This window comes from Lentibacillus sp. L22 (genome assembly GCF_040812445.1).
Lineage (GTDB): Bacteria > Bacillota > Bacilli > Bacillales > Amphibacillaceae > Lentibacillus_C > Lentibacillus_C daqui.
Genome location: NZ_JBFNXI010000008.1, coordinates 18036 through 41043, shown reverse-complemented (window position 1 = coordinate 41043; position 23008 = coordinate 18036). Strand labels below are relative to the sequence as shown.

At 40.7% G+C, this 23008-nt stretch carries 21 protein-coding genes, 1 other RNA gene, 1 pseudogene and 1 riboswitch; of the genes and pseudogenes, 18 read left to right on the top strand and 5 right to left on the bottom strand.

The window, feature by feature from the left end:
• Positions 1-60 precede the first annotated feature (60 nt).
• The 3 genes and pseudogenes from ABRT01_RS05830 (at position 61) to ABRT01_RS05820 (ending at position 2648) form a co-directional block, all read left to right on the top strand.
• Positions 61-843, top strand: coding sequence for an ABC transporter ATP-binding protein (locus ABRT01_RS05830; protein ID WP_367746539.1), 783 nt, complete (start codon positions 61-63; stop codon positions 841-843).
• Positions 827-1587 (top strand): annotated as a pseudogene (locus tag ABRT01_RS05825) (ABC transporter permease). Before ABRT01_RS05830 ends, ABRT01_RS05825 begins: the two are co-directional and overlap by 17 nt.
• Positions 1588-1646: 59 nt before the next feature.
• On the top strand, positions 1647-2648 hold the full coding sequence (locus tag ABRT01_RS05820) for an aliphatic sulfonate ABC transporter substrate-binding protein (RefSeq protein WP_367746538.1): 1002 nt from the start codon (positions 1647-1649) through the stop codon (positions 2646-2648).
• 185 nt (positions 2649-2833) lie between these two features.
• Here the strand turns inward: ABRT01_RS05820 and ABRT01_RS05815 are convergent, their stop codons facing one another.
• On the bottom strand, positions 2834-3955 hold the full coding sequence (locus ABRT01_RS05815; protein WP_269409814.1) for a methionine biosynthesis PLP-dependent protein: 1122 nt from the start codon (positions 3953-3955) through the stop codon (positions 2834-2836).
• A gap of 78 nt (positions 3956-4033) precedes the next feature.
• A riboswitch (SAM riboswitch) is annotated at positions 4034-4147 on the bottom strand.
• A gap of 377 nt (positions 4148-4524) precedes the next feature.
• Between ABRT01_RS05815 and ABRT01_RS05810 the strand changes: the two genes are divergently transcribed.
• Positions 4525-5142, top strand: a complete 618-nt coding sequence (locus tag ABRT01_RS05810; protein ID WP_367746537.1) for a 3'-5' exonuclease — start codon at positions 4525-4527, stop codon at positions 5140-5142.
• A 121-nt stretch (positions 5143-5263) separates the two neighbouring features.
• On the opposite strand, the gene ABRT01_RS05805 is transcribed toward ABRT01_RS05810, so the two are convergent.
• A complete protein-coding gene (locus tag ABRT01_RS05805; RefSeq protein ID WP_367746536.1) occupies positions 5264-5776 on the bottom strand; it encodes a spore coat protein in 513 nt (170 codons plus the stop codon).
• A gap of 481 nt (positions 5777-6257) precedes the next feature.
• Here ABRT01_RS05805 and ABRT01_RS05800 point away from each other — a divergent pair, with 481 nt between their 5' ends.
• The 10 genes from ABRT01_RS05800 to ABRT01_RS05755 all read left to right on the top strand — a co-directional run bounded on the left by ABRT01_RS05800 (position 6258) and on the right by ABRT01_RS05755 (position 15227).
• A complete protein-coding gene (locus ABRT01_RS05800; protein ID WP_367746535.1) occupies positions 6258-7616 on the top strand; it encodes an FAD-binding oxidoreductase in 1359 nt (452 codons plus the stop codon).
• A gap of 240 nt (positions 7617-7856) precedes the next feature.
• A complete protein-coding gene (locus tag ABRT01_RS05795; RefSeq protein WP_367746534.1) occupies positions 7857-8639 on the top strand; it encodes an MBL fold metallo-hydrolase in 783 nt (260 codons plus the stop codon).
• Positions 8640-8856: 217 nt separating this feature from the next.
• Positions 8857-10617 carry a M3 family metallopeptidase gene (locus ABRT01_RS05790; RefSeq protein WP_367746533.1) on the top strand — a complete coding sequence of 587 codons (1761 nt, stop codon included), beginning with the start codon at positions 8857-8859 and terminating at the stop codon, positions 10615-10617.
• 120 nt (positions 10618-10737) lie between these two features.
• Complete coding sequence (locus ABRT01_RS05785; protein ID WP_269409806.1) at positions 10738-11295, top strand: chromate transporter; 558 nt, start codon at positions 10738-10740, stop codon at positions 11293-11295.
• Complete coding sequence (locus ABRT01_RS05780) at positions 11292-11822, top strand: chromate transporter (protein ID WP_269409805.1); 531 nt, start codon at positions 11292-11294, stop codon at positions 11820-11822. The genes ABRT01_RS05785 and ABRT01_RS05780 overlap by 4 nt, the downstream gene beginning before the upstream one ends.
• 292 nt (positions 11823-12114) lie before the next feature.
• Positions 12115-13713 carry an acyl-CoA synthetase gene (locus ABRT01_RS05775; RefSeq protein WP_367746532.1) on the top strand — a complete coding sequence of 533 codons (1599 nt, stop codon included), beginning with the start codon at positions 12115-12117 and terminating at the stop codon, positions 13711-13713.
• A 91-nt stretch (positions 13714-13804) separates the two neighbouring features.
• On the top strand, positions 13805-13945 hold the full coding sequence (gene sspL, locus ABRT01_RS05770) for a small, acid-soluble spore protein L (RefSeq protein ID WP_269409803.1): 141 nt from the start codon (positions 13805-13807) through the stop codon (positions 13943-13945).
• Positions 13946-13948: 3 nt separating this feature from the next.
• Positions 13949-14206 carry a sigma-G-dependent sporulation-specific acid-soluble spore protein CsgA gene (locus ABRT01_RS05765; protein ID WP_439649406.1) on the top strand — a complete coding sequence of 86 codons (258 nt, stop codon included), beginning with the start codon at positions 13949-13951 and terminating at the stop codon, positions 14204-14206.
• Positions 14207-14385: 179 nt separating this feature from the next.
• Positions 14386-14574: non-coding RNA, 6S RNA (ssrS, locus tag ABRT01_RS05760), on the top strand.
• 278 nt (positions 14575-14852) lie between these two features.
• The gene (locus tag ABRT01_RS05755; protein WP_269409802.1) at positions 14853-15227 is read left to right on the top strand and encodes a VOC family protein; all 375 of its coding nucleotides are present in this window, start codon (positions 14853-14855) and stop codon (positions 15225-15227) included.
• Positions 15228-15295: 68 nt separating this feature from the next.
• Here ABRT01_RS05755 and ABRT01_RS05750 read toward each other — a convergent pair whose 3' ends face one another.
• Complete coding sequence (locus tag ABRT01_RS05750; protein ID WP_483308152.1) at positions 15296-16189, bottom strand: DMT family transporter; 894 nt, start codon at positions 16187-16189, stop codon at positions 15296-15298.
• A 193-nt stretch (positions 16190-16382) separates the two neighbouring features.
• Between ABRT01_RS05750 and ABRT01_RS05745 the strand changes: the two genes are divergently transcribed.
• The 4 genes from ABRT01_RS05745 to ABRT01_RS05730 all read left to right on the top strand — a co-directional run bounded on the left by ABRT01_RS05745 (position 16383) and on the right by ABRT01_RS05730 (position 21631).
• On the top strand, positions 16383-16748 hold the full coding sequence (locus ABRT01_RS05745; protein WP_269409801.1) for a cytochrome-c oxidase: 366 nt from the start codon (positions 16383-16385) through the stop codon (positions 16746-16748).
• A 131-nt stretch (positions 16749-16879) separates the two neighbouring features.
• Positions 16880-17380 carry a DNA-deoxyinosine glycosylase gene (locus ABRT01_RS05740; RefSeq protein ID WP_269409800.1) on the top strand — a complete coding sequence of 167 codons (501 nt, stop codon included), beginning with the start codon at positions 16880-16882 and terminating at the stop codon, positions 17378-17380.
• Between the two features lie 875 nt (positions 17381-18255).
• Positions 18256-20502 (top strand): YhgE/Pip domain-containing protein, encoded by a 2247-nt coding sequence (locus tag ABRT01_RS05735; RefSeq protein WP_269409799.1) that lies wholly within the window; start codon positions 18256-18258, stop codon positions 20500-20502.
• 172 nt (positions 20503-20674) lie between these two features.
• Positions 20675-21631: an alpha/beta hydrolase gene (locus ABRT01_RS05730; protein WP_269409798.1), complete on the top strand. Its 957-nt coding sequence runs from the start codon at positions 20675-20677 to the stop codon at positions 21629-21631.
• A 33-nt stretch (positions 21632-21664) separates the two neighbouring features.
• Here the strand turns inward: ABRT01_RS05730 and ABRT01_RS05725 are convergent, their stop codons facing one another.
• Both ABRT01_RS05725 and dat read right to left on the bottom strand, forming a co-directional pair.
• Positions 21665-21805 carry a hypothetical protein gene (locus ABRT01_RS05725; protein WP_269409797.1) on the bottom strand — a complete coding sequence of 47 codons (141 nt, stop codon included), beginning with the start codon at positions 21803-21805 and terminating at the stop codon, positions 21665-21667.
• Between the two features lie 88 nt (positions 21806-21893).
• Positions 21894-22766, bottom strand: a complete 873-nt coding sequence (dat, locus tag ABRT01_RS05720) for a D-amino-acid transaminase (RefSeq protein WP_367746531.1) — start codon at positions 22764-22766, stop codon at positions 21894-21896.
• Positions 22767-23008: the final 242 nt, after the last annotated feature.

Here is a 23008-nt window from a genome sequence, read left to right as displayed (position 1 = left end):
CCCATTAAACTTACTAATTTTATCAGAATTATAGACTATATAAAAAGGGGGCATTACAGGGTGGAATTACATGTCGATGGGGTATCCAAACAATTTCAAAAAAAACAAAATGAACCATTACTTGTATTAAACAATATTCAACTGACCATCAATGAAGGGGAATTTGTCTCTTTACTCGGACCGTCCGGGTGTGGCAAGTCGACATTGTTGTCATTGATCGCCGGACTGCAAACACCTACATCAGGGTCGATTTTCCTGGATAAGAACAATATTATTGGACCAGATCCGAATAGGGGGGTGGTGTTTCAGGAGGCAGCTTTATTTCCCTGGCTAAGTGTCAAAGAGAATGTCATGTTCCCGTTACGAAAAAAATTCGGTAAACAGGAGCAATCACAAATCGCGAATAAATATTTGCAAATGGTACAGCTCAGCAAATTTCCCGATCATTATCCACACGAACTTTCTGGCGGAATGCAGCAGCGTGTGGCGATTGCCAGAGTATTGGCCATGAATCCGCAAATTTTGTTAATGGATGAACCGTTCGCTGCATTGGATGAGCAAACGAGAAGTGTCTTGCAAGACGAGGTCGAAAAAATTTGGCTGGAAACGAAAAAAACGGTTATTTTTGTGACCCATAGTATCCGGGAAGCGATTAAACTGTCTGACCGGGTGCTGGTGATGGGGGCAAGACCGGGAAGGATGATTGAAGACTTTCAGATCAAGCTTGACCGCCCGAGACGACAGGAGGATATGGCGAAATGGGAAAAGAAAATCATGAGGATTTTGAAGACAGAAATTGACCAGGTCATACGGGAGGAACTTGATTATGCCGGTAGTTTTTAAACGAATCATCTTTTTTGTTCTACTCCTTTTCATTTGGCAGGGAATTGTCCTTCTTGGCATTTGGCCTGAATCGATGATACCAAGTCCGCTTTCTGTATTCAATGCCATCTATTCAGGATTACTAGATATGACGCTTGTCTATGATTTATTGGCAAGTTTTCGGCATTTATTCATCGGCCTGATCATCTCGATTCTAATCGGCGCCGGGCTTGGATTCCTGCTTGCAACAGTGAGAACAGCAGATGAAACCCTAGGCACGATGATTTTGGCGCTCCAAAGTGTTCCTAGTATTGTCTGGGTACCGCTTGCGATTATCTGGTTTGGCTTTGGGGAGACATCGATTATTTTTGTCGTTGTTATTGGTGGAACCTTTGTGATGACGATGAATATGCGAACTGGTGTAAAAAACGTATCGCCCATCTATTTACAAGCAGCACGAACGATGGGATCAAGTGGCTTCGATTTATTTTTAAAAGTTGTTGTACCAGCATCGATCCCGCATGCCGTAACCGGTGTTCGCCTGGCCTGGGCATTCAGCTGGCGAGCATTAATGGCAGCCGAACTATTAAGCACTGGTCCCGGATTGGGATATACTCTTTCCTACGCATCTGATTTCAATAATATGAGTTTGGTTATGGTATTATCATTATTATTGGGATCATTGGCTCAGTAGCAGATCAGCTGCTATTTCAGCGGATTGAAAACAAAGTACTAAAACGATGGGGGTTGGAAAAAGCAGCATAATAGATTTTAGGATGAACATCGAAAAAACATGATAACCACACAAAGAGAGGGGACTTTAAATGAGAAAGACGTTAACTGTTTTCGTCATTGGGGCGTTTTTATTGTTATTAAGTGCATGCGGCGGCAATTCCTCTGCATCTGGATCTTCTGGTGATAAACAGAAAATTGTCATCGGTTATTTTCCAAACTTAAATCACGCACCAGCAATGGTGGCTATTGAAAAACAACTATATGAAAAACAACTTGGTGATGATGTGGATGTAGAATACCAGACATTTCCGGATGGTGGAGAATTTATGACCGCACTGGCAGCCGGGGAAATCCAAGGCGGGCTTGTTGGACCGGGACCGGCAATGAATAATTACATTTCCGGAGTGGACGTTGAGGTAGTTGCAGGTTCATCGACTGGTGGAACCGTCATTTTATCCCGAAAAGACAGTGGTATCAAGACCGTAGATGATATTAAGGACGCTACATTTATTACTCCGGGTATAGGTTGTACACATGATGTCCAGTATGAAACCTATATGAAGGAAGCGGGGATTACCTCAAACCGAACTGGCGGCCAGATGAAACATGTTACTGGCAAACCAGCCCAATATACGACGATGTTTGAGAAAGGGGAAGTTGACATTGCCGCAGCTCCGGAACCATGGGGATCAATGTTGGAACTGAAGGAAGGGGCAAATGTTCTACTTGATTTCGATGAAGTATCGTTTGGAGAAACATTACCGGCCGCAGTGTTTGTAACTAGTTCTGAATTGAAAGAAGAAAATCCGGAATTGGTACAAAAAATGGTTGATGCCCATAAAGCTTCTATTGATTATATTAATGAGCATCAGGACGAAGCGATTGATATAACCATTCAAAGTATTTATGACATTACCGGACAAAAAATGGAACGTGATGTGATGGAAAGCGCCTGGAAACGCACGAATTTCGTGTATGACGTTGATGAAGATACGATTCAGGAATTTGGGGATTCTTCCTTCGATTTGCAGTTTCTTAAGGAACAACCGGATTTTAGTGCCTTCGTTGACAAGAGTTTTATTGAAGAGTAAAGCGTGAGATTACTAAAAAAATAACTACCGCCAGTCTAATGTTTGCTTGCCTGACTGGATAAACGCCAATATAAAAACAGCCTGCACCCAATGTTTGCAGGCTGTTAATTTTATTCTGTATTAACTGATGATAGGATCCGTCTGTCCTATTTTAAGAGAAAACCAGAACCGAAAGAAATTTCTCTTTATCCAAGTTGCGGTTCTTTGACTAAAGCGGATAATGCTTGTTTTAAATCCTGCTTTAAGTCATCTGCCTGTTCAATCCCAACAGAGAAACGTAATAACCGATCGTCTACACCTCGCTTCACCCGCTCTTCAATTGGAATGTCGGCATGGGTTTGTGTTGCCGGATAGGTAATAAAACTTTCCACACCACCTAGACTTTCGGCAAATGTAATTAATTGTAATTGCTGTAAAAAAGGATCTACCCAGTCACTTTGTTGGAGACGGAACGATAGCATACCACCTTTACCAGGATAAAGCACATCCACTACTTCATCCTGTTCGCGTAAAAAATGAGCAATGTCTCTGGCATTTTGCTGATGTTTTTCCATCCTTAGCGAAAGAGTTTTTAACCCGCGTATTAATAACCATGAATCAAATGGGGAAAGCACCGCCCCTGAGGCATTGTGAATGGTTGCTAATTGTTCACAAAGCTCGTTACCCTTTGCTGCCACCAATCCGGCCAACACATCATTATGCCCGCCGATATATTTGGTCGCACTATGAATCACAATATCTGCCCCCAGCTCCAATGGGCGTTGTAAGTACGGGGTGAGAAATGTATTGTCCACAATTAATAATAGCTGATGCTTTTTCGCTAGCTTGGCAATCTGTTTGATATCAACTTCCTGCATCAATGGATTGGTCGGTGTTTCAATTAAAATCGCCTTCGTGTTGTTCGTGATGAGACTCTCGGTTTGGCCCAGGTCGGTAAAATCACTATAAGACGTCTGAATCTGATAGTGATCGGCATAATGATCGAGCAGCCGGTATGTACCGCCATAGATATCTTCTGTTGCAATGAGTTCATCACCGGAATGAAACAGCGAAAACACTAGCTGAATTGCTGCCATTCCGGAACTACAGGCATACCCCTGATCACCCGCTTCCAGATTGGCGATACCTTCTTCCAATAGATAGCGGGTCGGATTTTTTGTCCGGGTGTAATCGTACCCGGTTGACTGGTTAAGCCCCCGATGTTTATAGGCGGTTGACAGATAAATAGGCGGATTAATAGCCCCTGTAGACGCATCACTGTTGTTTCCCAGTTGTGCTAATCTTGTTTCAATACTTCTCTTAGTCATCTCATCATCTCCTGGTAAAGAATAAAAACAGTCTCTACTTAAAGATAAGAAGAGACTGTTGCATTATCGTTAGCACTCTTCTTATCTTCAAGCATCACGCTTCTGGAATTGGCACAGTACCTGGGATTGTAATTCCGCAAGTCTGTTGCCGAGGTTTCCAAGGGCCAGTCCCTCCACCTCTCTGGATAAGAAACAATTATATAATTTTAAATATTAATCCATACAATACAATTTTCCGGTTGAAAAGTCAAGCAAGACAGACAATAAAACTACGCTGAAAAAGTGCAAAGGGATAGCTATCGATGTTGGGTTTGTTTCAGTCTTGATACCATCCCTGAAAACCTGAAAATTTTGGAAATCACCGATGAATTTCACCAATCCGCCGTAAAATTGGTAAAATCGCTGATAAAAGCACCAAAACCGCCGATAAAGTGAAACTACATTTGGGATCCTTATTGAGAGTTCATGCAGGGAAAGCTTTCCACACCGCAATTAGCCAGATAAGTGAGCAAAGTTAGACGCGCGCTCTTAGGGTTTTGTGATATGATGAAGGCAAAGGGGAGGTACATATGATATTTACGTCGATTGATTTTGAAACGGCGAATGCGAAACGGCATAGTCCGTGCGCGGTTGGGATTGTGGTTGCCAATGAACATGAGATTATCGATGAATACTATACGTTAATCAATCCGTTGATGGAATTTAGTTCATTCAATATTGAAGTACATGGAATTACAAGTCGTGATGTTGAAAACCAGCCAACATTTGCGGAAATTTGGCCAACTATAAACGAATACCTTACTGATCATCTGGTGATCGCCCATAATGCCAGTTTTGATATGAGCGTAATCCGTAATACGCTGGATTACTTTAACATGCCATATCCGTCAATGGATTATTTATGTACTGCAAATATTTCCAGAAGGGTATGGCCGGAACTAATGAATCATAAATTGAATACAGTCGCTGTTCATCACGGGATTACGTTTGAACACCACCACGCTTTGGAGGATGCCCGGGTCGCGGCAAAAATTTTTCAACAGGCAGTTGATCAGCATGGTGGTCTGCTGGACTCACTATTTGCCCACTGTAAAATGGAAAAAGGCCGGATTTTTGAGCATGGGTATAAGACACCGAGGATGAAACGATCCAAACAACCAAGACGAATTAATTTCTCACGTATGTAAATGGGAAAACGGTCCGTCACCCATGCTGGACCGTTTTTATCGTATATTCGACATAGGTCTTATCACATCACACTTCTAAAAAATGGGTTGATTCGCCAGCTTTTGCTGTTATCCGGAAGAGCTATTTATATTCCATTTTCAAGGCTTTGTTTGCATTCTTTAAATCATTCTGCAACAGTTTTTTCAAATCATATGCCGGATATTCACCCCTCTCAAACATATAGGCAAAGACATTCCCGTGTGTTTCAATCGCTTTTTGCAAATGTTTATTTAATGTATCTCGTAACACAGGGGTAGCTATTTCAGTGATGGAGGCACCATAATTCTTGACACAACTTTTTGTTAATACTAATAGGTCGCCAGCATAAAAACCGTCCCCAAGATTGCGAAAATCCTCTTCATCTTCCTCTGTTTCACGAGGTGCCAAGGAATAAAATTGAGTCAGTTCCTTCAAGTTATTTTCCATATCCTTAATGCATTGCAGATAAAGATTCCGCAGCATGTCATCGCTTACTTCTCCTATCGCATGTTTCAATTTCATTAACCCAATTGATTGAAAGGCAACAAGTTCATGTACTTCCAGTGTTTCATGCCAAGCGAGATGCTTTGGCCGATTGCGCTCTGATGATTCCATTGATTTATGTTCCTCCCTTTAAACTAGTCAATGTCACTATATTCATTTAAACCCGGGACGGTACAGGAAACCAGGATTTTGGGCGAATATCCGATTTAGAAACTTTGCTGTAATTTAGAAATTAAGCAGAACAAAAATTCAGGCTCTGTTCTGCTTATGCCAGAATAGGCCCCGTCCGGCTCCAGCGCCCAGCGGCTAGCAAACTTCAGGTTTCTTCCTACGATAAGTCAACATCGGTTCGTAAGTTAAAGGAAGGCCGACTAAGAACGGCCTTTGCGGCCAACGTCGGCATACCCCTTTTGCAGGGGCATGTTTCCTTTATCTCGTCAGAACCCTTCCAGTTTGTACGCCGCTAACCGGACGCTTGCACCTTTGTTTTTTATCATTGGAAAAACTGTGATAGTATAATAGTATTATAGTTCGAAAAAGTCATACTGATAAAAAGCTTTTTCGATTTTCCAAATTAAAGGGGAGATTACATATGAATTTAATGGAAGGATTACAGCAGGGACTTGCACCGGATCGCGTGACGAAAAATGAAACCGTATTGGAACAGCATAGCAGTGATGAATCCTATCATACACCACATTTGCCTGAAATTGTTGTTTTTCCGGAAACGGCCGAGGAAGTGAGTCGCGTTATTAAACTGGCAAACAAGTACGAGCAGACAGTTGTCCCATTTGGTGTTGCATCCAGCTTGGAAGGAAATGTTATTCCCTATGAATCGAGCATTGTTGTGGATTTTTCCTTGATGAACAAGGTTTTGGAAATAAGGGAAAATGACTTTCTTGTCAAAGTGCAGCCTGGTGTTACCCGTTCACAGCTTGATAAGGAACTAAAAAAGTATGGCATGTTTTTTTCTGTTGACCCTGGCGCTGATGCCACGCTTGGCGGGATGGCGGCAACAAATGCCAGTGGCACAACGGCTGTCCGATATGGGATTATGCGTGATCAGGTCCGCGATATGGAAGTGGTTCTCGCCGATGGATCGATCATTCATACAGGCAATCTGGCAGCGAAATCTTCATCTGGTTATCATTTAAATGGCCTTTTCGTTGGATCTGAAGGAACACTTGGCTGTTTTACCGAATTAACATTACGGGTTTATGGTATTCCGGAATATACGATGGCAGCCAGGGCTTCCTTTCACAGTGTTGATGATGCAGTAGAAGCGGTCACTGCCATTTTACAGGCGGGTGTACCGATTGCCCGGGTCGAACTGGCGGATGCCCAATCGATTAAACAAATGAACTGGTTTAGCGAGACTGAATATCAGGAAGTGCCAACCATCTTTTTGGAATTTCACGGAAATGAAGCAGGGCTTAAGCAGGATGTCGATTTTACCCGGGAGATTGTGATGGATCATAACTGTCAGGATATTGAGTTTGAAACCGATACGGCGGGCAGAAACCGGTTGTGGGAAGCAAGACATAACGTTGCATACGCCTATATTCACGGCAATCCCGGCAAGAAACAAATGGTAACCGACGTTTGTGTGCCAATTTCAGAGCTTGCAGGGGCAATAAAAGATGCCCGTGAAGCAGTGGAAACATCGGGACTTGACGGTGGAATTGTCGGCCATGTCGGTGATGGTAATTACCACATATTGTTAATGGTTGATGTAAATGATCAAACCGATATTGATAAAGCGAACATCGTAAACGAACATATTGTTAATTACGCCCTTGCTCGTGGTGGTACTTGTACAGGTGAACATGGTGTCGGGATCGGCAAACGAAAATATGCGAAAAAAGAACATGGCGCTTCATTGGAAGTCATGCGTGCGATTAAACAAGCACTCGATCCTAAAGGTATTTTGAATCCGGGGAAGGTTATTTGAAGGGTCAGTCCCTCATTACGATAGTGCGTTAAAGTGAATGGGGGACTTGCTCACGATTTTTGGTTATCGGGATGTTGTGAGAACCGCGTTTTATACTAAGGGGATACGAAATTAACGTGCTGAAGTGAGCAGTCATTGTTAGGCTAACGGGGTAAAAAATTGTCGAAAACACTTTAATGAAAAGTCGCTGAAATTTTGGGGAGATGGGATAAAATAAAAATGATACCTTGGAGGGTTTTAATGATTATGGATCGATGGTTTACCGTTCAGCAAATCGACGGTAATACGTACGCTATTAGCGAATATGGCCATTGGGAAAAAGTGCATTCATTCTTATTACTGGGAGAGGAAAAAGCGGCACTGATTGATACTGGTCTTGGCATTGATCATATAAAAAGAATAACAGACCAATTGACTGACTTACCGATTGATGTCGTTACTACCCATGTTCACGTTGATCATATTGGAAGTCATGGAGAATTTGAAAGAATTTATGTTCATGAAGGTGATCAAGATTGGTTAGTGAATGGAATCAGTGGCTTGTCCATCGATCAAATAAGAAAAAATATAAGCAGGGATATAACAATACCTGTGCCGGAAACCTTTAATCCCGATACATATCAACCTTTTCAAGGGGAACCGACAGGCTTATTAAAAGACGGTGATGTAATTGATTTAGGGAATCGAATATTAACTATCTATCATACGCCAGGGCATTCTCCCGGGCATATAGCCATTTTTGATGAGTCAAATCGATATTTGTTTACGGGAGATTTACTTTATGATGAGACACCAATATATGCTTTTTATCCGTCAACAAACCCTGTTGATTTGGTCAATTCACTGGAGAAAATAGCAGGGTTATCGAATGCCTCAAAGGTTTTTGGTTCACATCATACAGTAGGGCTCGATCCTGAAATTTTAAATGAAGTAAAATCAGCGGTCAAGTTTTTGAGAGAGAAAAAACTAATTAGATTTGGTACAGGAATTCATGAATTTAAAGGTTTTAGTGTGCAGTTTTAATAGTTTAACTTTAAAGCAAGGTTTGACCTTCATTCCTAAGAATATTCCGTTAAAGGGGTGTTTTAACCGAGACTAGAAGTAATTGTTATTAAAACAAGGTGCAGAATAGCGGAATAGGAGGATAGTCAATAATTCTATTTCAATGGTTATAAGAATTATTGGACCTTTGTGTTAAGGATAATATAAATAGAATTCAATAAAAAGGGGATAGGGGAATATGAAAACATTCAGTACACCAATTCGTTGGAACTTGAATAATCTTCAGTGTGGTCTTGACTTGGAAAAATTTAAAAATCATTTGGGTAGTATTAAAGAGAAACTGATGGAAATTGAGATAACACCAAATGACCTAAATGAAGATAAGTTGGTAACAATTTCAAGTATAATTAAACAGATTGAATCAGCTGAGTCGTTTTATTACTGTTTAACCGCAGAAAATATAGAACCTTCTATCCTAACATCATTAAAATCGAGCATCTTAACTTTAAAATCCCAAGTTCGTTTTATTGTATCTAATTTGCAAGAGTCACTTAGTAATATGAATGAAGAGCAATTTGGTGAGTGGGCCAACGGTATTAATCAAAAAAGTTTCATACCGGAGTTAATAAAAGATGACGAAAGGGGAAATAGAGAAAAAAATATTTCAAGTTTTGCCAGGGAAGCGTTAAGTGGTCTTGAGGACATCTATGTACAATTTCGTGATAATTTTAAGGTTAAAGTTAACCTAAGTAATGAAACGAACGAAATATCTTTTGCTGAAGCTAATAATTTAGCAATGTCTCACCCAGAACCTCATATGAGACTTCTTGTATTTAAGGAACTAAACCACGCTATAGAATCGCAATTAAATATCTTTGCTTCTATTTACAATCAAATGGCTGCATTAAGACTAAATGAAAACAAAATAAAAAAGGCAAGCTACCTTGATGAATCTTTACAATTGAATGGTATATCCAAGCAAACATTGAACGCAATGTGGGGTATGGTAGATTCGAATTTAGAGGACCTTTCGAAATACTTAAAAATCAAAGCAAGTGAAATAGGAGAAGAAAGTCTATCTTGGCACGAATTGATGACTTCGTCTGAAGAAATATCACGTCAAATTAAATTTTCAGAAGCCATTAATGGAATAAATAAGTCCCTTGAAGACATCGACAGAAATATTCCTCTTTTTGTAAATGGAACAATCACAAAGGGGTGGATAGATGCGGAAATACGCAATACTAAACCGACTGGTGGTTTTTGTGCACCTTTTATTCCAGAAGGTGAGTCAAGAATCTCTTTAAGCTATGACAATAGTGTAGACAGTGCAAGAAGACTTGCGCATGAGTTAGGTCATGCTTGGCATTTTTATCAAATGGAAGATATTCCATCCCTTCGTTTTTCGGAAGATAATTTTGAAATGACAATGGCAGAAACCTGTTCTATCTTTTTTGAAACTGCATTCATTGATCATTTAATTAAAGATACAAAGGATATTTCAACCAAAAAAGCAATTCTTGGTTCCAAGATTGAACGCAGCCTAAATTATTTGATGTCAATCAGAGGAGCATACTTATTTGAAAAAAGATTTTATGAGTCTAGAAAAAAAGGGCCATTAGATGGAAATCAAATAGAAAAACTTTCGCAACAATGTCAGGAAATAGCCTATGGAAATAGTTTAAATGAATACGAGCCTTTTGTATGGATTAAATACGGACAGTTCTATCAAGCCGAAACACCTTTTTATAATTATCCCTATTCTTTTGGTTTTTTATTGAGCATTGGACTTTTAGAGTTTGCAAAAGGGGATAAGCTGTTTCACCAAAAGTTTCAAGGATTCTTAAGTGAAACTGGAGTGCTCCCACTTGAACAACTAATTAAAAAACATTTCAATATAGTTCTTTCGCAACCGGAGTTTTGGCAACAATCAATAGAAAGATTATTAGCAGATATCGAACAATATAGAACGTTAATGCAAAAGGTGGCGTGTTTGTAAAAAACGATGTGGCCGTTGATAATCAATATAATGATTATTTCCCAACATTTTGGTAAGATAACATAAAGAAAGAAACTTCAAACAATATAGAAACAGTTTTGAACGCTGGGAGATGATCGATTGCATAAGGACTTGTTTATTGCTTTTTTCCGCGCCGGAATGCTTGGCTATGGTGGTGGATTGTCGGCAATCCCGCTGATGCATAAGGAAGTGGTCAAGACCTATCAATGGATGGATGATGATGAGTTTTCCGATATACTGGCACTTGCGAATACACTTCCAGGGCCGATTAATACCAAATTGTCTGGTTATATCGGCTGGCGGCTGAAAGGTTTTTGGGGATTGATGACGTGTATTATCGCCACGGTGCTGCCAACTGCTTTTTTAATGATCCTATTACTAACCGTATTAAATAAATACAAGGATGTCCCGTGGGTGCAAGGAATGTCAAAAGGTGTGCTACCGATCGCCGGGGTGATGATTGGCGTTTTGGCTTGGGATTTTATCAAAAAGGCAAAAAAATTACTCGGCTGGGTGGCAACCATTATTCTCACCGTTGTAAGTGTCGTTGTGATGGAATTATTGGGGATTCATCCTGCGATCCTGATCATTGTCTTGATTCTCTTTGCTTTATTTTCCAAAGACACCAGTCGAAAAAGGCAAGGTGATCAATCATGATTTACTGGAAAATATTTTTAGCGAATTTTACCTCGAATATTCTGGGGTATGGTGGAGGTCCGGCAACGATTCCACTACTCGAACATGAGGTGGTTGACCGATATCATTGGTTTACCACACAGGAGTTCAGTGAAATGGTTGCCCTTGGTAATGGTTTGCCGGGTCCCATTGCGACAAAACTGGCGGCCTATATCGGTTATGATGTGGGCGGCATCCTCGGGGCTTCTGTTGGCGTATTTGCCTCAGTAGCACCGTCTATGGTAATGATGATCGCGTTGCTAGGATTATTAATGCGCTATAAAGAATCGCCTAAGGTAAAGCGGCTGACGAAAATTATCCGTCCGACGATTGCAGTACTGCTTGCTGTGATGACAGTTGAATTCTTCCATAACTCGTATGTAGAAATTGGCTGGGTACATATGATTATTTTGATTGTTGCTGGTTACATTTTGCTGGAAAAACGCGGGGTCAGTCCCGTCTATGTGGTTCTTGGTGCTTTAATATATGGTGCATTATTTTTAGCGTAGAGGCAGTCGCTCTATTGGGTGGCTGCTTTTATTTGTGGCTGGGTTACTCAGTGTCTCGTTTTGCCGAAAATCGACATGATTTCGCCGAAGTTCGACATCGTTTCGCTGGAATTCGACAAAAAATAGCTGAAATTCACAACAAAATCGCTGAAGTTCACAATTACGTTAAAGGCAAAAAGAGCATTTGCCGTATTACTGTGATCTCGTGCTCGATAAAAAGTTGCTATTTTGAATTATCTAAAATAAAATAAGAGATAGAAATCAAAACGCGCGAAAAGGGAGAGTGATAATTTTGAAAGGGTTTACAAATGATAACAAAGCATTTACTTCCACGTTACAACAGGCAAGACGAAACACATTAGGTGATTTATTGGTTAGGACCCGTGATCGGACTCCGGACAAATTAGCCATGGTGTATAAGGATAAGCAGGTTACGTTTGCTGAATTAGATGACTTGGTAAACCAGAGCGCCCATGCCTTTTTACAACGGGGAATGAAAAAGGACGAGATGGTTACCGTCATGTCCAAAAACAGTCTGGATTTCGTTGTCGTCAATTTTGCGCTGGCACGAATCGGGGCTGTGATGATCCCAATCAACTATATGCTCTCCGTAGAAGATGTGCAATATATTCTGAAACATGCCAACGTAACCGGATTGATTGCTTCGATTGAATATGCGCCAGTGCTTGACCAGGCGGCATATGGCATGGATGTAAAGCATCGTTATGTAATGGATGTACCTGAGACGACAAAGGAGCTTGCATCATGGGAAGCCATCGCCAAGATTCGTGAAGGACAGCCGGCAACTTTTGTTGAAGCACATATTGATGATGACGACTTAGCCCATGTCTTGTACACCAGTGGCACGGAATCCCGTCCAAAAGGGGTCATGTTAACACATAAAAGTTTGATCAGTGAATATGTCTCAAGCATTATTGACGGCAATATGGAGGCTCGCGATGTGGCCATCCATGCAATGCCACTTTATCATAGTGCTCAGTTGCATGTATTTTTAGGGCCGAGCATATATGTTGGAGCAACTGGAATTATTCTGGGAGCGGCAGACCCAAAGCTGATTATGAAAACCATTGAGGAAAAGAAAGCTACACAGTTATTCGCCCCACCAACAGTTTGGATTGCTTTGCTGCGTCACCCGGATTTTGACAAACGTGATTTATCTTCATTGGAAAAATGCTATTATGGGGCAGCGATCATGCCACGGGAGGTTTTAAAAGAACTGTCGGAACGGTTACCAAATGCTAAGTTTTGGAATTTTTACGGACAAACTGAGGTAGCACCACTGGCAACCGCACTTCAACCCGAAGACCAATTACGCAAACTGGGATCTGCCGGAACACCAACGCTGAATGTACAAACGAAAATTGTGGATGAACAAGACGTAGAGGTACCTCGTGGCGAAATTGGCGAAATCGTTCATCGTACACCACATGCGATGAAAGGCTATTTACACGATCCGGAGAAAACGAGTGAAGCATTTCGTCATGGATGGTTCCACAGTGGTGATCTCGGTGTTATGGATGAGGAAGGGTATGTCACGATTGTTGACCGGAAAAAAGATATGATCAATACGGGTGGTGTCAATGTTTCAAGTCGGGAAGTAGAAGAGACAATATATCAAATGGACGGGGTCTCCGAAGTAGCAGTCGTCAGTATCCCTGATGCATATTGGATTGAAGCGGTCACTGCCATTATTGTTCCAAAAGAAGGAGCAAACTTGGCCAAGGAGAACGTGATTTCATTTTGTAAGGAACGACTATCCACATTCAAAGTTCCGAAGTATGTAGCGTTTACCGATCAACTGCCAAAAAATCCAAGCGGGAAAGTGTTAAAACGATCATTGCGTGAACAGTATGAGGATTTAACGCAATAATTTGCAGGGATGGGGCAATGTCGCTTCATCCCTTTTGCTTGGGTGTATAAAGATTATCTGACGGAAAACAATAGAAATGGAGGTGTTTGCAATGAGTGAAAAAGAAAATAATTGGAGTAAACAACGCGTAACCAATAGTGTTAATCCACAAGGACTTACGGAGGATACTACCAATCAGCGACCGAAATCCCAGCTGGAACAAAAGGCGAAAAAACGCAATACAAAAATATAGAAGGTGAAACCAATCGATCATACATTAGATTATCTGCGTGAGTCATTAGCGAATTACGCAGAAGATGATATGGGCCGGCAGATAATTAAAAAGCTCGAGTCCCGTCACTTTTCGGGTGAAGGTGCATTTGTTAAGGCATTAACGGACGATGAAATGGTCTATCTGGATAGAATTTTGGATAGAGAAATTCATTACGCCAAAAACGTCCAAAACGATATACGCGTAAAAGAACTTAACGAAGTACACGAATTACTTTTTTAAAACAAAGATTCAGGCCCGTGCGTTGAGATGCGGAAAGTCGTGTTTCGTAAACAATTCGTTTGAAGAGCGGTATTTGTGAAGAATGGGTGATTGTGGCAAGCGTGTGTTTGTAATCAGAGTCATCATGAACTGGGCAAAAATACCATTGCAATCTTGGCAGTTTCGATGTACTATATATTTACAAGCTACATTGTGCGTAATGATAATAAGTTTTAACCTCTAAGATAATAATAGGGAGTTTTAAATAAAAGTTCTAATGCCGTGCCGCCGAATGGAGCGGAAGGCAGGAAGACTTTTGCGAACACCCACTTGGTTGAGTGGTGGTTTAAAACTTTTTATATTGAAATTACGGCAATTGTGGCTGTTGAATATGAATATGGCAGACCAGTCCTCAAGTGGGGCTGGTCTTTTAATATGCCTAAAACAATAGTAATTGTATGGTTTCGCTGAAAAACGACAAATTTCGTTGTTCGATAAAAATCATTGAACACAGAGGTATTTCGCCGAATCTCGCTACTCAGACAACATTGAGATGTTAACGGATTACTCTTATAAGCAAACCATTACATCATTGATCACAATTATGTATTATCCGGTTTCAATTAAAAATGTTAGGATTTAAATATACAAGAAGGGAGGAGTTTCTATGAGTTTTTACATTGAAAAAATTGACCATGTTCAACTTGCAGCACCCAGTAACAAAGAAGACCTTGCCCGCGAATTTTATCGTGATTTACTGGGGTTTGAGGAAATAGAAAAACCGCAAACCTTAAGAAAAAGAGGTGGAGCATGGTTTCGAGTTGGTTCCGTACATGTTCATGTTGGTGTTGAGGAGAATTTTCGAGCAGCTAAGAAAGCACATCCGGCTTTTCATGTGAAAAATATCGAAGCAATGAAACAATATTTACGGAATAAGGGAGTTGAACCCCAATTGGATGATTCATTACCGGGCGCCAATCGCTTTTATCTGTATGATCCTTTTGGAAATCGATTGGAATTTTTAGAATGGATGCATTCATGACCAAGCTAAACCCAGCTTGATCAAATAACTATCACCGACAATTCGCCTTGAATCCCTCCCTGATTTCATTAATCCCCACTACCTGAAACATTTTGATACGCTACTACCTTTTTGCGTTTTTCCAATGCGGATATGACGCTATGTAAAATCATCCCTATCACAACCAGAAGTATCCCAACAAATGAAAACACCTGTGGTAATGGCGCATGCAAAAAGACTAATTCTCCCAATAAAGTAAAAATAACCTCTTCAGACTGTGTAGCTTCGACTGCAGCCAGCTTTTGATTGTCATGTTGGACCAGTTCGGTTGCATAAAAAAATAAAACGGTCGCAATAATTCCCGAGGATACTGCTACAATGAACGTTTGTAACATTTGGCCGGAACTGGGCAACCCATGCGAAATCATGCCGTAAATGGACAGTATAAACCAAAATGGCATACTGGCAATCGTCATCCCCAAAATCCGCTGGAAGGTATTTAACTCACCATCCACCAGCTGCATCATTTTTCGATTTCCGAGTGGATAGCTAAACGCGGAAACAATTAAGGGAATCACACATAACAGAACACTTTTGAATGGTACAACCGTTGCATGTTCCAATTGCATAACGAAAATGCCGAATAAAATGATTAGTGAAATCAGGATTTGTTGTATTGGAATTGTTTGCTTGACCTTCTCTTTACTTAGGAAGGGAACGAGTAGGGATCCGGCGATAATGGTCAGTTGAAAAGTTGCTGCTACAAGCCAACCAGGACCATAAATGCTGGCAAAGGTTAGTGGTGCATAAAACAGACCAAATCCGACTGTGCTCCAAAGCAACCATGGGACTGGATGTCTCCATATGTGTTGAAACACGGGTTTTACATTTCGCTGGTAGCCAACAATGACCAGCAGCATGGGCAGCATGAATAAGAATCTTAATGAAGCGCTCCATACCCAACTACCACCGTCAAGCTCCATGGCCCGGTTTAAAATAAAGGTTACCGAAAAAAATAACGCCGCCGATTAATATGGCCTTCATTGTCAGCCTCCCTTCTCCAAATCGTAAATAGGCACAATAAGAATATAGTCTAAATAGTAAAAAGATTCAAGGGCATATTTACTAACTGTAGCATATAAATATTACTATATACCTATAGAAAGGAGGCGTAGCATGGGGATAAAATTAATTAAAATTGCTGTTGTCTATTTTATGATTGGTATCTTGATTGGACTGTATATGTCCTCGATGCATGTTTTCAGCCTGGCAACCGTCCATGTGCATGTTAATTTGCTTGGTTGGATGTCCCTTGCACTTGCTGGAGTCTTTTATGTCCTATTTCCTAATCTTGGTCATACTACCGCTGCCAGGGTGCATTTTTGGCTGCATAATATCGGTCTGCCAATCATGATGATTGGTATTGCCCTGGCTGTTTTAGGCGTAAGTCCGATCTTTTTTCCAATCGCAACCATCGGCGGTGCGATCACGGTTGTAGGAATTTTCTTTTTCGGGTTTAATATACTGTTGAATTTACGGTAATGCCTTAGGGTTCGGCATATGGAAGGACCCCCTGCTTCCAACGGGTCACTTCCATTTTGTTATTTGCAATTTACGTTTTCCCCACCAATTGGTATGATGAAAAAAAGCTCAAAAATGAAGGTGAATAACGAATGGATCGACTACATTCCATGAATCCTATTCTTCCCAAGTGTCCCAAAGTACTGATTCTGGGCTCAATGCCAGGGGGAATGTCACTCGAAAAACAGGAGTATTACGGTAATCCAAGAAACCACTTTTGGGACATCCTTTACGCTTTATTCGGGCAGACACCACTTAGTACTTATGAGGATAAAATTCAATTTGTAAAACAACATGATATTGCATTATGGGATACGATCAAAACCTGCTATCGGAAGGGGAGTTCGGATGCGAAAATTACAGATGAACAACCAAACGATATCCCCAAACTTATCCAGCAACATCCCAGTATTCGATTGATTGCTTGTAATGGCACCAAATCGCTAAACACGTTTAAAAAGTTCTACGGTGGGGTAAATTTGGAATATGTTGACGTGATCAAATTACCATCAACAAGTCCAATTCCTGGTCGCTATACGAAGTCATTCACCGGCAAAGTGAATGCGTGGAGCAGTATTTTGGCATATTTATGAACTTTCCTATATCCAACGTTGGATTCAGGCATTTTGTGATATGATTGTCTTACATATAGATATTGGGTAGAATAGCTCAATTTTAAATTGTTTGCGGTTTTCATTGTTTTTTAAATAAGATTGGAATAGAATAAAAAGGTGAGTTGCAAGCGGCAACTTGCAACTCAACTCACTATTGACAAGTCCTGCAAGGCGCGGCGGCTTTGTTTAGGAAGACCAAGAAAGTAATTATCCCTTCACAGCATCGACAGGGGTGATTACTTTTTTTCTCGGCTATTGACAATTAACAATACAAGAGTTGAAAACATCACCATCAACTCAATCACTCTATCTACAGGTATCAATCACTTCAGCCCCTTTCCTAGGGGATAAAAGCCGCCGATCGAGAAGCTTCCCTAAGCAGCCCCCGCCAAATTCCACCCTGCATACCTGTCCCCACCATTATACAATAAATAAATTGGTAAAGCTTGTAATTATTTAAAAATGGTAAAATATTCATAGGAGTTCGAATTATATCTTTGTTATATGTGAATCAGAAGTACCGGACTTTGACTTTTTCCCCACCATAACCCGCTTCTTAGACGATATCGAATAGAAAAACCAATAATAAATTTCATATGCCTCACTGAAAAATCATTTTGAAATTTCCATCACGCATTAACGGGCAGTAATATCCCCACTTGAAGATTTGAGGGTAACTCAAGAAGGAAAGGTGAGAATATACTTCCAATAAATTCCTGATTGAAGTTTCACTTTATAGCGAAAATCATAAATGCTGTTTAAAAAAATGGAATTACCAAATCATAATTGATATAATACTGATTTGTAACAGGAATACTGAATGGTGATTCATTTTTCGGATTGAGGTTGAAAATATGAGAAACATCTTTAAAATTTTTGGAACGGACATGAAGAATGTTGGAACAAATTGGGTTGCGGCTATAATCCTCGGGGGACTGATTATTTTGCCGTCTTTATACGCGTGGTTTAATATCAAAGCCTCGTGGGATCCATACGGTCAGACGGATCAAATCCCGATTGGTATCGTGAATGAAGATACAGGTGCAACGGTAAGAGATCAGGAGATTCATGTTGGAGACGAGTTGGTTAAGACGTTAAAGAAGAGTAATGACATGGATTGGCACTTTGTCAGTCGGGATAAGGCGATGGATAAAGTCGAGTATGGGGATTATTTTGCTGTAATTGTGATTCCTAAAGATTTTTCGGAAAAACTCGGAACCGTTTTGGACGATAATCCTAAAAAAGCTTCTGTCGAATATTACGTTAACGAAAAAATCAATGCGATTTCGCCCAAAATCACGGAGAAAGGCGCAAGCGTGATTGTTGATCAGGTAAGCAGTAATTTTATTTCCACGGTCAACGGTGTTATTTTTGATATGTTCAATGATATTGGCGTAGAGCTGGAAGAAGGTCTTCCTGATATTGAACGATTTGAGGATTATATCTTTACGATGGAGAAAAAACTGCCGGAGATTCATAAGGTGTTAAATGAGTCTTTGACTGATGCAAACCATGCACAAGAAATTGTTCATCAGGCCCAAGGATTAATGCCTGATGCAAAAGAAGTAACCAAAAACGGTTTGCAGACAATTGATAACACGACCGCATTTCTCAAAGAGGCCGAAGATCGGTTGAATAAAATGGCGCCAAAGGTTGAGAAGGATCTGGAAAAGGTGCAACAGGTCGCCTCTGATGCGAATAAATTTATCAGTCAGGTCGATTCCGCAGACATAGATTTTAGCAAGGGCAAAGAAATCAGTGATCAATTAAAGGGGAAAACAGACGAAGCCATTGGCAGAATCGACTCGATCGTGAATGTACTAAACCAGCTGAAGGAACAAAATCAGTTAAGCGGTCAAGAGCCGGAACAGAAAGATGATGAACAGGGAGATGATGAACAGGAAGAAAACAACGATGGGCAACAAACAGATAATGTGGAAAAACAAAATAAAAAAATCGATGACGCGATCCAGCGACTGGAAACGTTAAAAGAAGGACTTGAGGAAGCGCAGGATAATGCGGAAACAGTAAAATCGTTTATCCATGACAAGAAAGAAGAAGTGGATTCAACAATTGCCAACTTACAGGATATTACGGCGGACACATCAACAAATATCGATGCCTTTGTTAAAGATTACAAGGAAAATATCGAACCTACCGTCTTGCAAGAGGTACAAAATGCCAAGGATACATTGGGCAAAGCGCGGGGAATTTTGGTGGAAATTCAATCCACGATCCCTGAAGTCGAGCAGATTTTAAATCGGACAGACGGCAATCTTGGCAAAGGAAAAGATGCACTGGAAAAAGTACTTGGAGAATATCCATATATTCATGATAAAATTGACCAGCTGGCGGATCGAATCCGAAAGATCCAGGGGGAAACAGACATCAATGACATTATTGAGTTGTTGATGAATGATCCGGAAGCCGAGCGTAGCTTTTTTGCCGAGCCGGTTGTGTTAAATGAAAATAAGCTGTTTCCGATACCAACGTATGGTGCGGGAATGACGCCATTTTATACCGTGCTTTCCATTTGGGTTGGGGCATTACTGTTGATTTCCTTGTTGGCAACAGATGTTAAAAACCCTGAAAATTTCACCGTCCGACAAACGTACTTTGGCAAACTTTTGACGTTTATGTCAATCGGAATCCTTCAGACTTTAATCGTTACATTTGGCGATATTTTCTTGATTGATGCATATGTAAAAGAACCAATTTGGTTTGTCTTGTTTGGCTTATTTATTAGCTTAGTGTTTATGTCGATTGTCTACACCGTCGTATCCATCTTTGGTGATGTCGGAAAAGCAATGGCGATTGTATTTCTTGTTTTACAAATCGCAGGATCAGGGGGTACGTATCCGGTCGTCTTATTACCGAAGTTTTTCCAAACGATCAGTCCATTCCTGCCATTTACGTATGCCAATGATTTGATGCGTGAAGCAGTCGGGGGGATTGTCTGGGAACGCGTTTACCATGACATCATTTGCTTGGGAATTTTTGCGCTCATCTTTTTACTGCTGGGAACATTCCTGAAAGCAACGATTAATAAGCGAACCAATATCATGATGAAAAAATCGCGTGAATCAGGGCTATTTCATTAATATTCCTGCGTTTAAAACGATGACTTGCAAATTCGGGTATTTAAAGATACATTGGAAATCGGGGACAGTCTGGCACCATATTAATGGTGGGGGCTGTCCCTATTATGCTAAGAAGTACCAGAAAATAGGTCGGGTTTATTTGTTATAATAATATAGAAGGAAGGGGTGCAGTTTGAAGCGAAAGAAAGGTTTGAAAATTTTTCTTGGAATAATAATTATTTTATTGATTATAGATGTTGTCGCAAGCTTTTATTTTTATCGTTTGGTCATTAATCGTGGACCGAAAGACTTCCTGGTGGGGAACAGTGATTTGGAAGTATCCGCAGAAGCTATGGACGAGTTTGTGGACGGGGATTGGCATGCCTGGGTAGACAAACAGCCTTTTAAAGAACTCCAAATGACGTCCTTTGACGGTTTGACATTGAAAGGCTATTTTTTACCGGCAAACAAGCCAACAACGAAAACGGTTATCTTAGCTCATGGATACCTTGGTAATGGTAAGGATATGGGATTATATGCACGGTATTATCATGATCAGCTTGGCTACAACGTATTAATGCCCGATGCCCGTGGTCAAGGGGGAAGTGAAGGCGACTATATTGGTTTTGGCTGGCATGATCGCCTGGATTATGCAGACTGGGTCAAATTAATGATCGATAAACTTGGACCGGATACGCAAATTGTGTTGCACGGGGTCTCCATGGGAGCGGCTACCCTGTTAATGACAAGCGGAGAAAACCTCCCGGACAATGTAAAGGCGATTGTTTCCGATAGTGCGTATACGAGTGTTAAGGATTTGTTTCGTTATCAAGCGAAACGCATGTACCATCTTCCATCGTTCCCGGTTATACCAACAACTGGTCTGGTAACAAAGCTGAAAGCCGGTTACACATTCGCGGAAGCTTCGGCATTGGATCAGGTGAAAAAGGCGAAAGCACCAATACTTTATATACACGGCAATGCCGACAAATTCGTACCAACGTCGATGTCAAAAGAACTTTATAAAAATACCAAAAGTGACGCCGAGTTAATGATTGTTGACGGTGCTGGTCATGCCGAATCCTTTATACTTGCCCAAGATAAATATAAAGAAAAACTGAAGGGGTTTTTGGGGAAATATATGGAATGATGATAGCAACCGTCTTGGAGATCAACCCGAGTTTTAGCGTATCAACCGAAATACTCCTGAATCGACCAACTTGACCGGATAATCGACCGAAAAGGCATATGAATCAACCTGAAGTGTTTCAATATCAACCGAATACATCTCAGTATCAACCAAAACTTGTGCAATATCGACCAAGCTCACACCCTCTTAAAAAAGGAGCTGGCACTTATTAGTGTCAGCTCCTCTTTTAATCTATAAAATGCTTCTTAAAACAATTTTGCTGTCATATAGTTGTATGTTCCGGTGTGATGGCTGCGTCCTGTTCGTATTCCGCTTGCAGTTGTTTGGTAATGCTTCCGGGTTTGCCATTGCCGATTGGTTTATCATCGACCGCTATGATGGGCATGATTTCCGATGTACTGCTGGACAGGAATAATTCATCTGCTGTAGCAATATCATCAAGGGAAAAACCGGTTTCAGAGAACGGAATTCCCAGCTTTTTGGCAAATTGTTCAACACGGATTCGCACACAACCATGCAAAATTTGCCTGGTAGCGGGATGAGTATAGATTTTTCCATCCTTAACGAGGTAAACATTTGATGAACTGCATTCGGTAACAAGACCATCCCGATACAAAATTGCTTCATAACAGCCGTGCTCTTTTGCTTCCTGCTTGGCCAGGACATTTGGCAACAGGTTCAAGCTTTTGATGTAACAGTTTTCCCAGCGCACATCACGTTTGGTAATTGTTTGCACCCCATTTTCCAAATTTGCCTTGTTTCTAGGCTGCTCGGTCACATACGCATAGAAATTTGCTGTCACGTTGCTAGGAAATGTATGTTCTCTAGGTGCGGATCCGCGTGTAGCTTGCAAGTAAACTTTTGCGTCGGTTTTAACATCATTTTTAAGCAGTAAAGCATGTAGCAAATCGGTTATTTCCGCTTTCGTAAATGGAAGGGTAATTTTTACAGCAGCTGCCGAGCGGAATAATCGATTGATATGTTCATCAAGCAAATAGTACGCGCCATGATAGATTCGGATAACTTCATACACCCCATCGCCAAACTGCAGACCCCGTTCCTCGAATGGATAATGCAGTGTGTCCCGGTGCATGAATTTTGTTTGTGATATGACAATCGGATATTTTGTTGACATCTGAGTTCGCCTCCTCTTTAAAGCATAAGCTTATTCTATCGCTTCACGCAAATAATGTAAACACAAATAATTCCTAATTATCATTCGCTAGTGCTCCAATTTGACATGAATAAGAACGCAAAAATATGGAAAAATACCTGTTTTAGTGATAAATATCACAGTATACAATGTGCATCCCTTATATAATAGTATTAATCGGAAACAGTATGTGTGTAGGTATTGTCCACTCGATAGGATTAAGA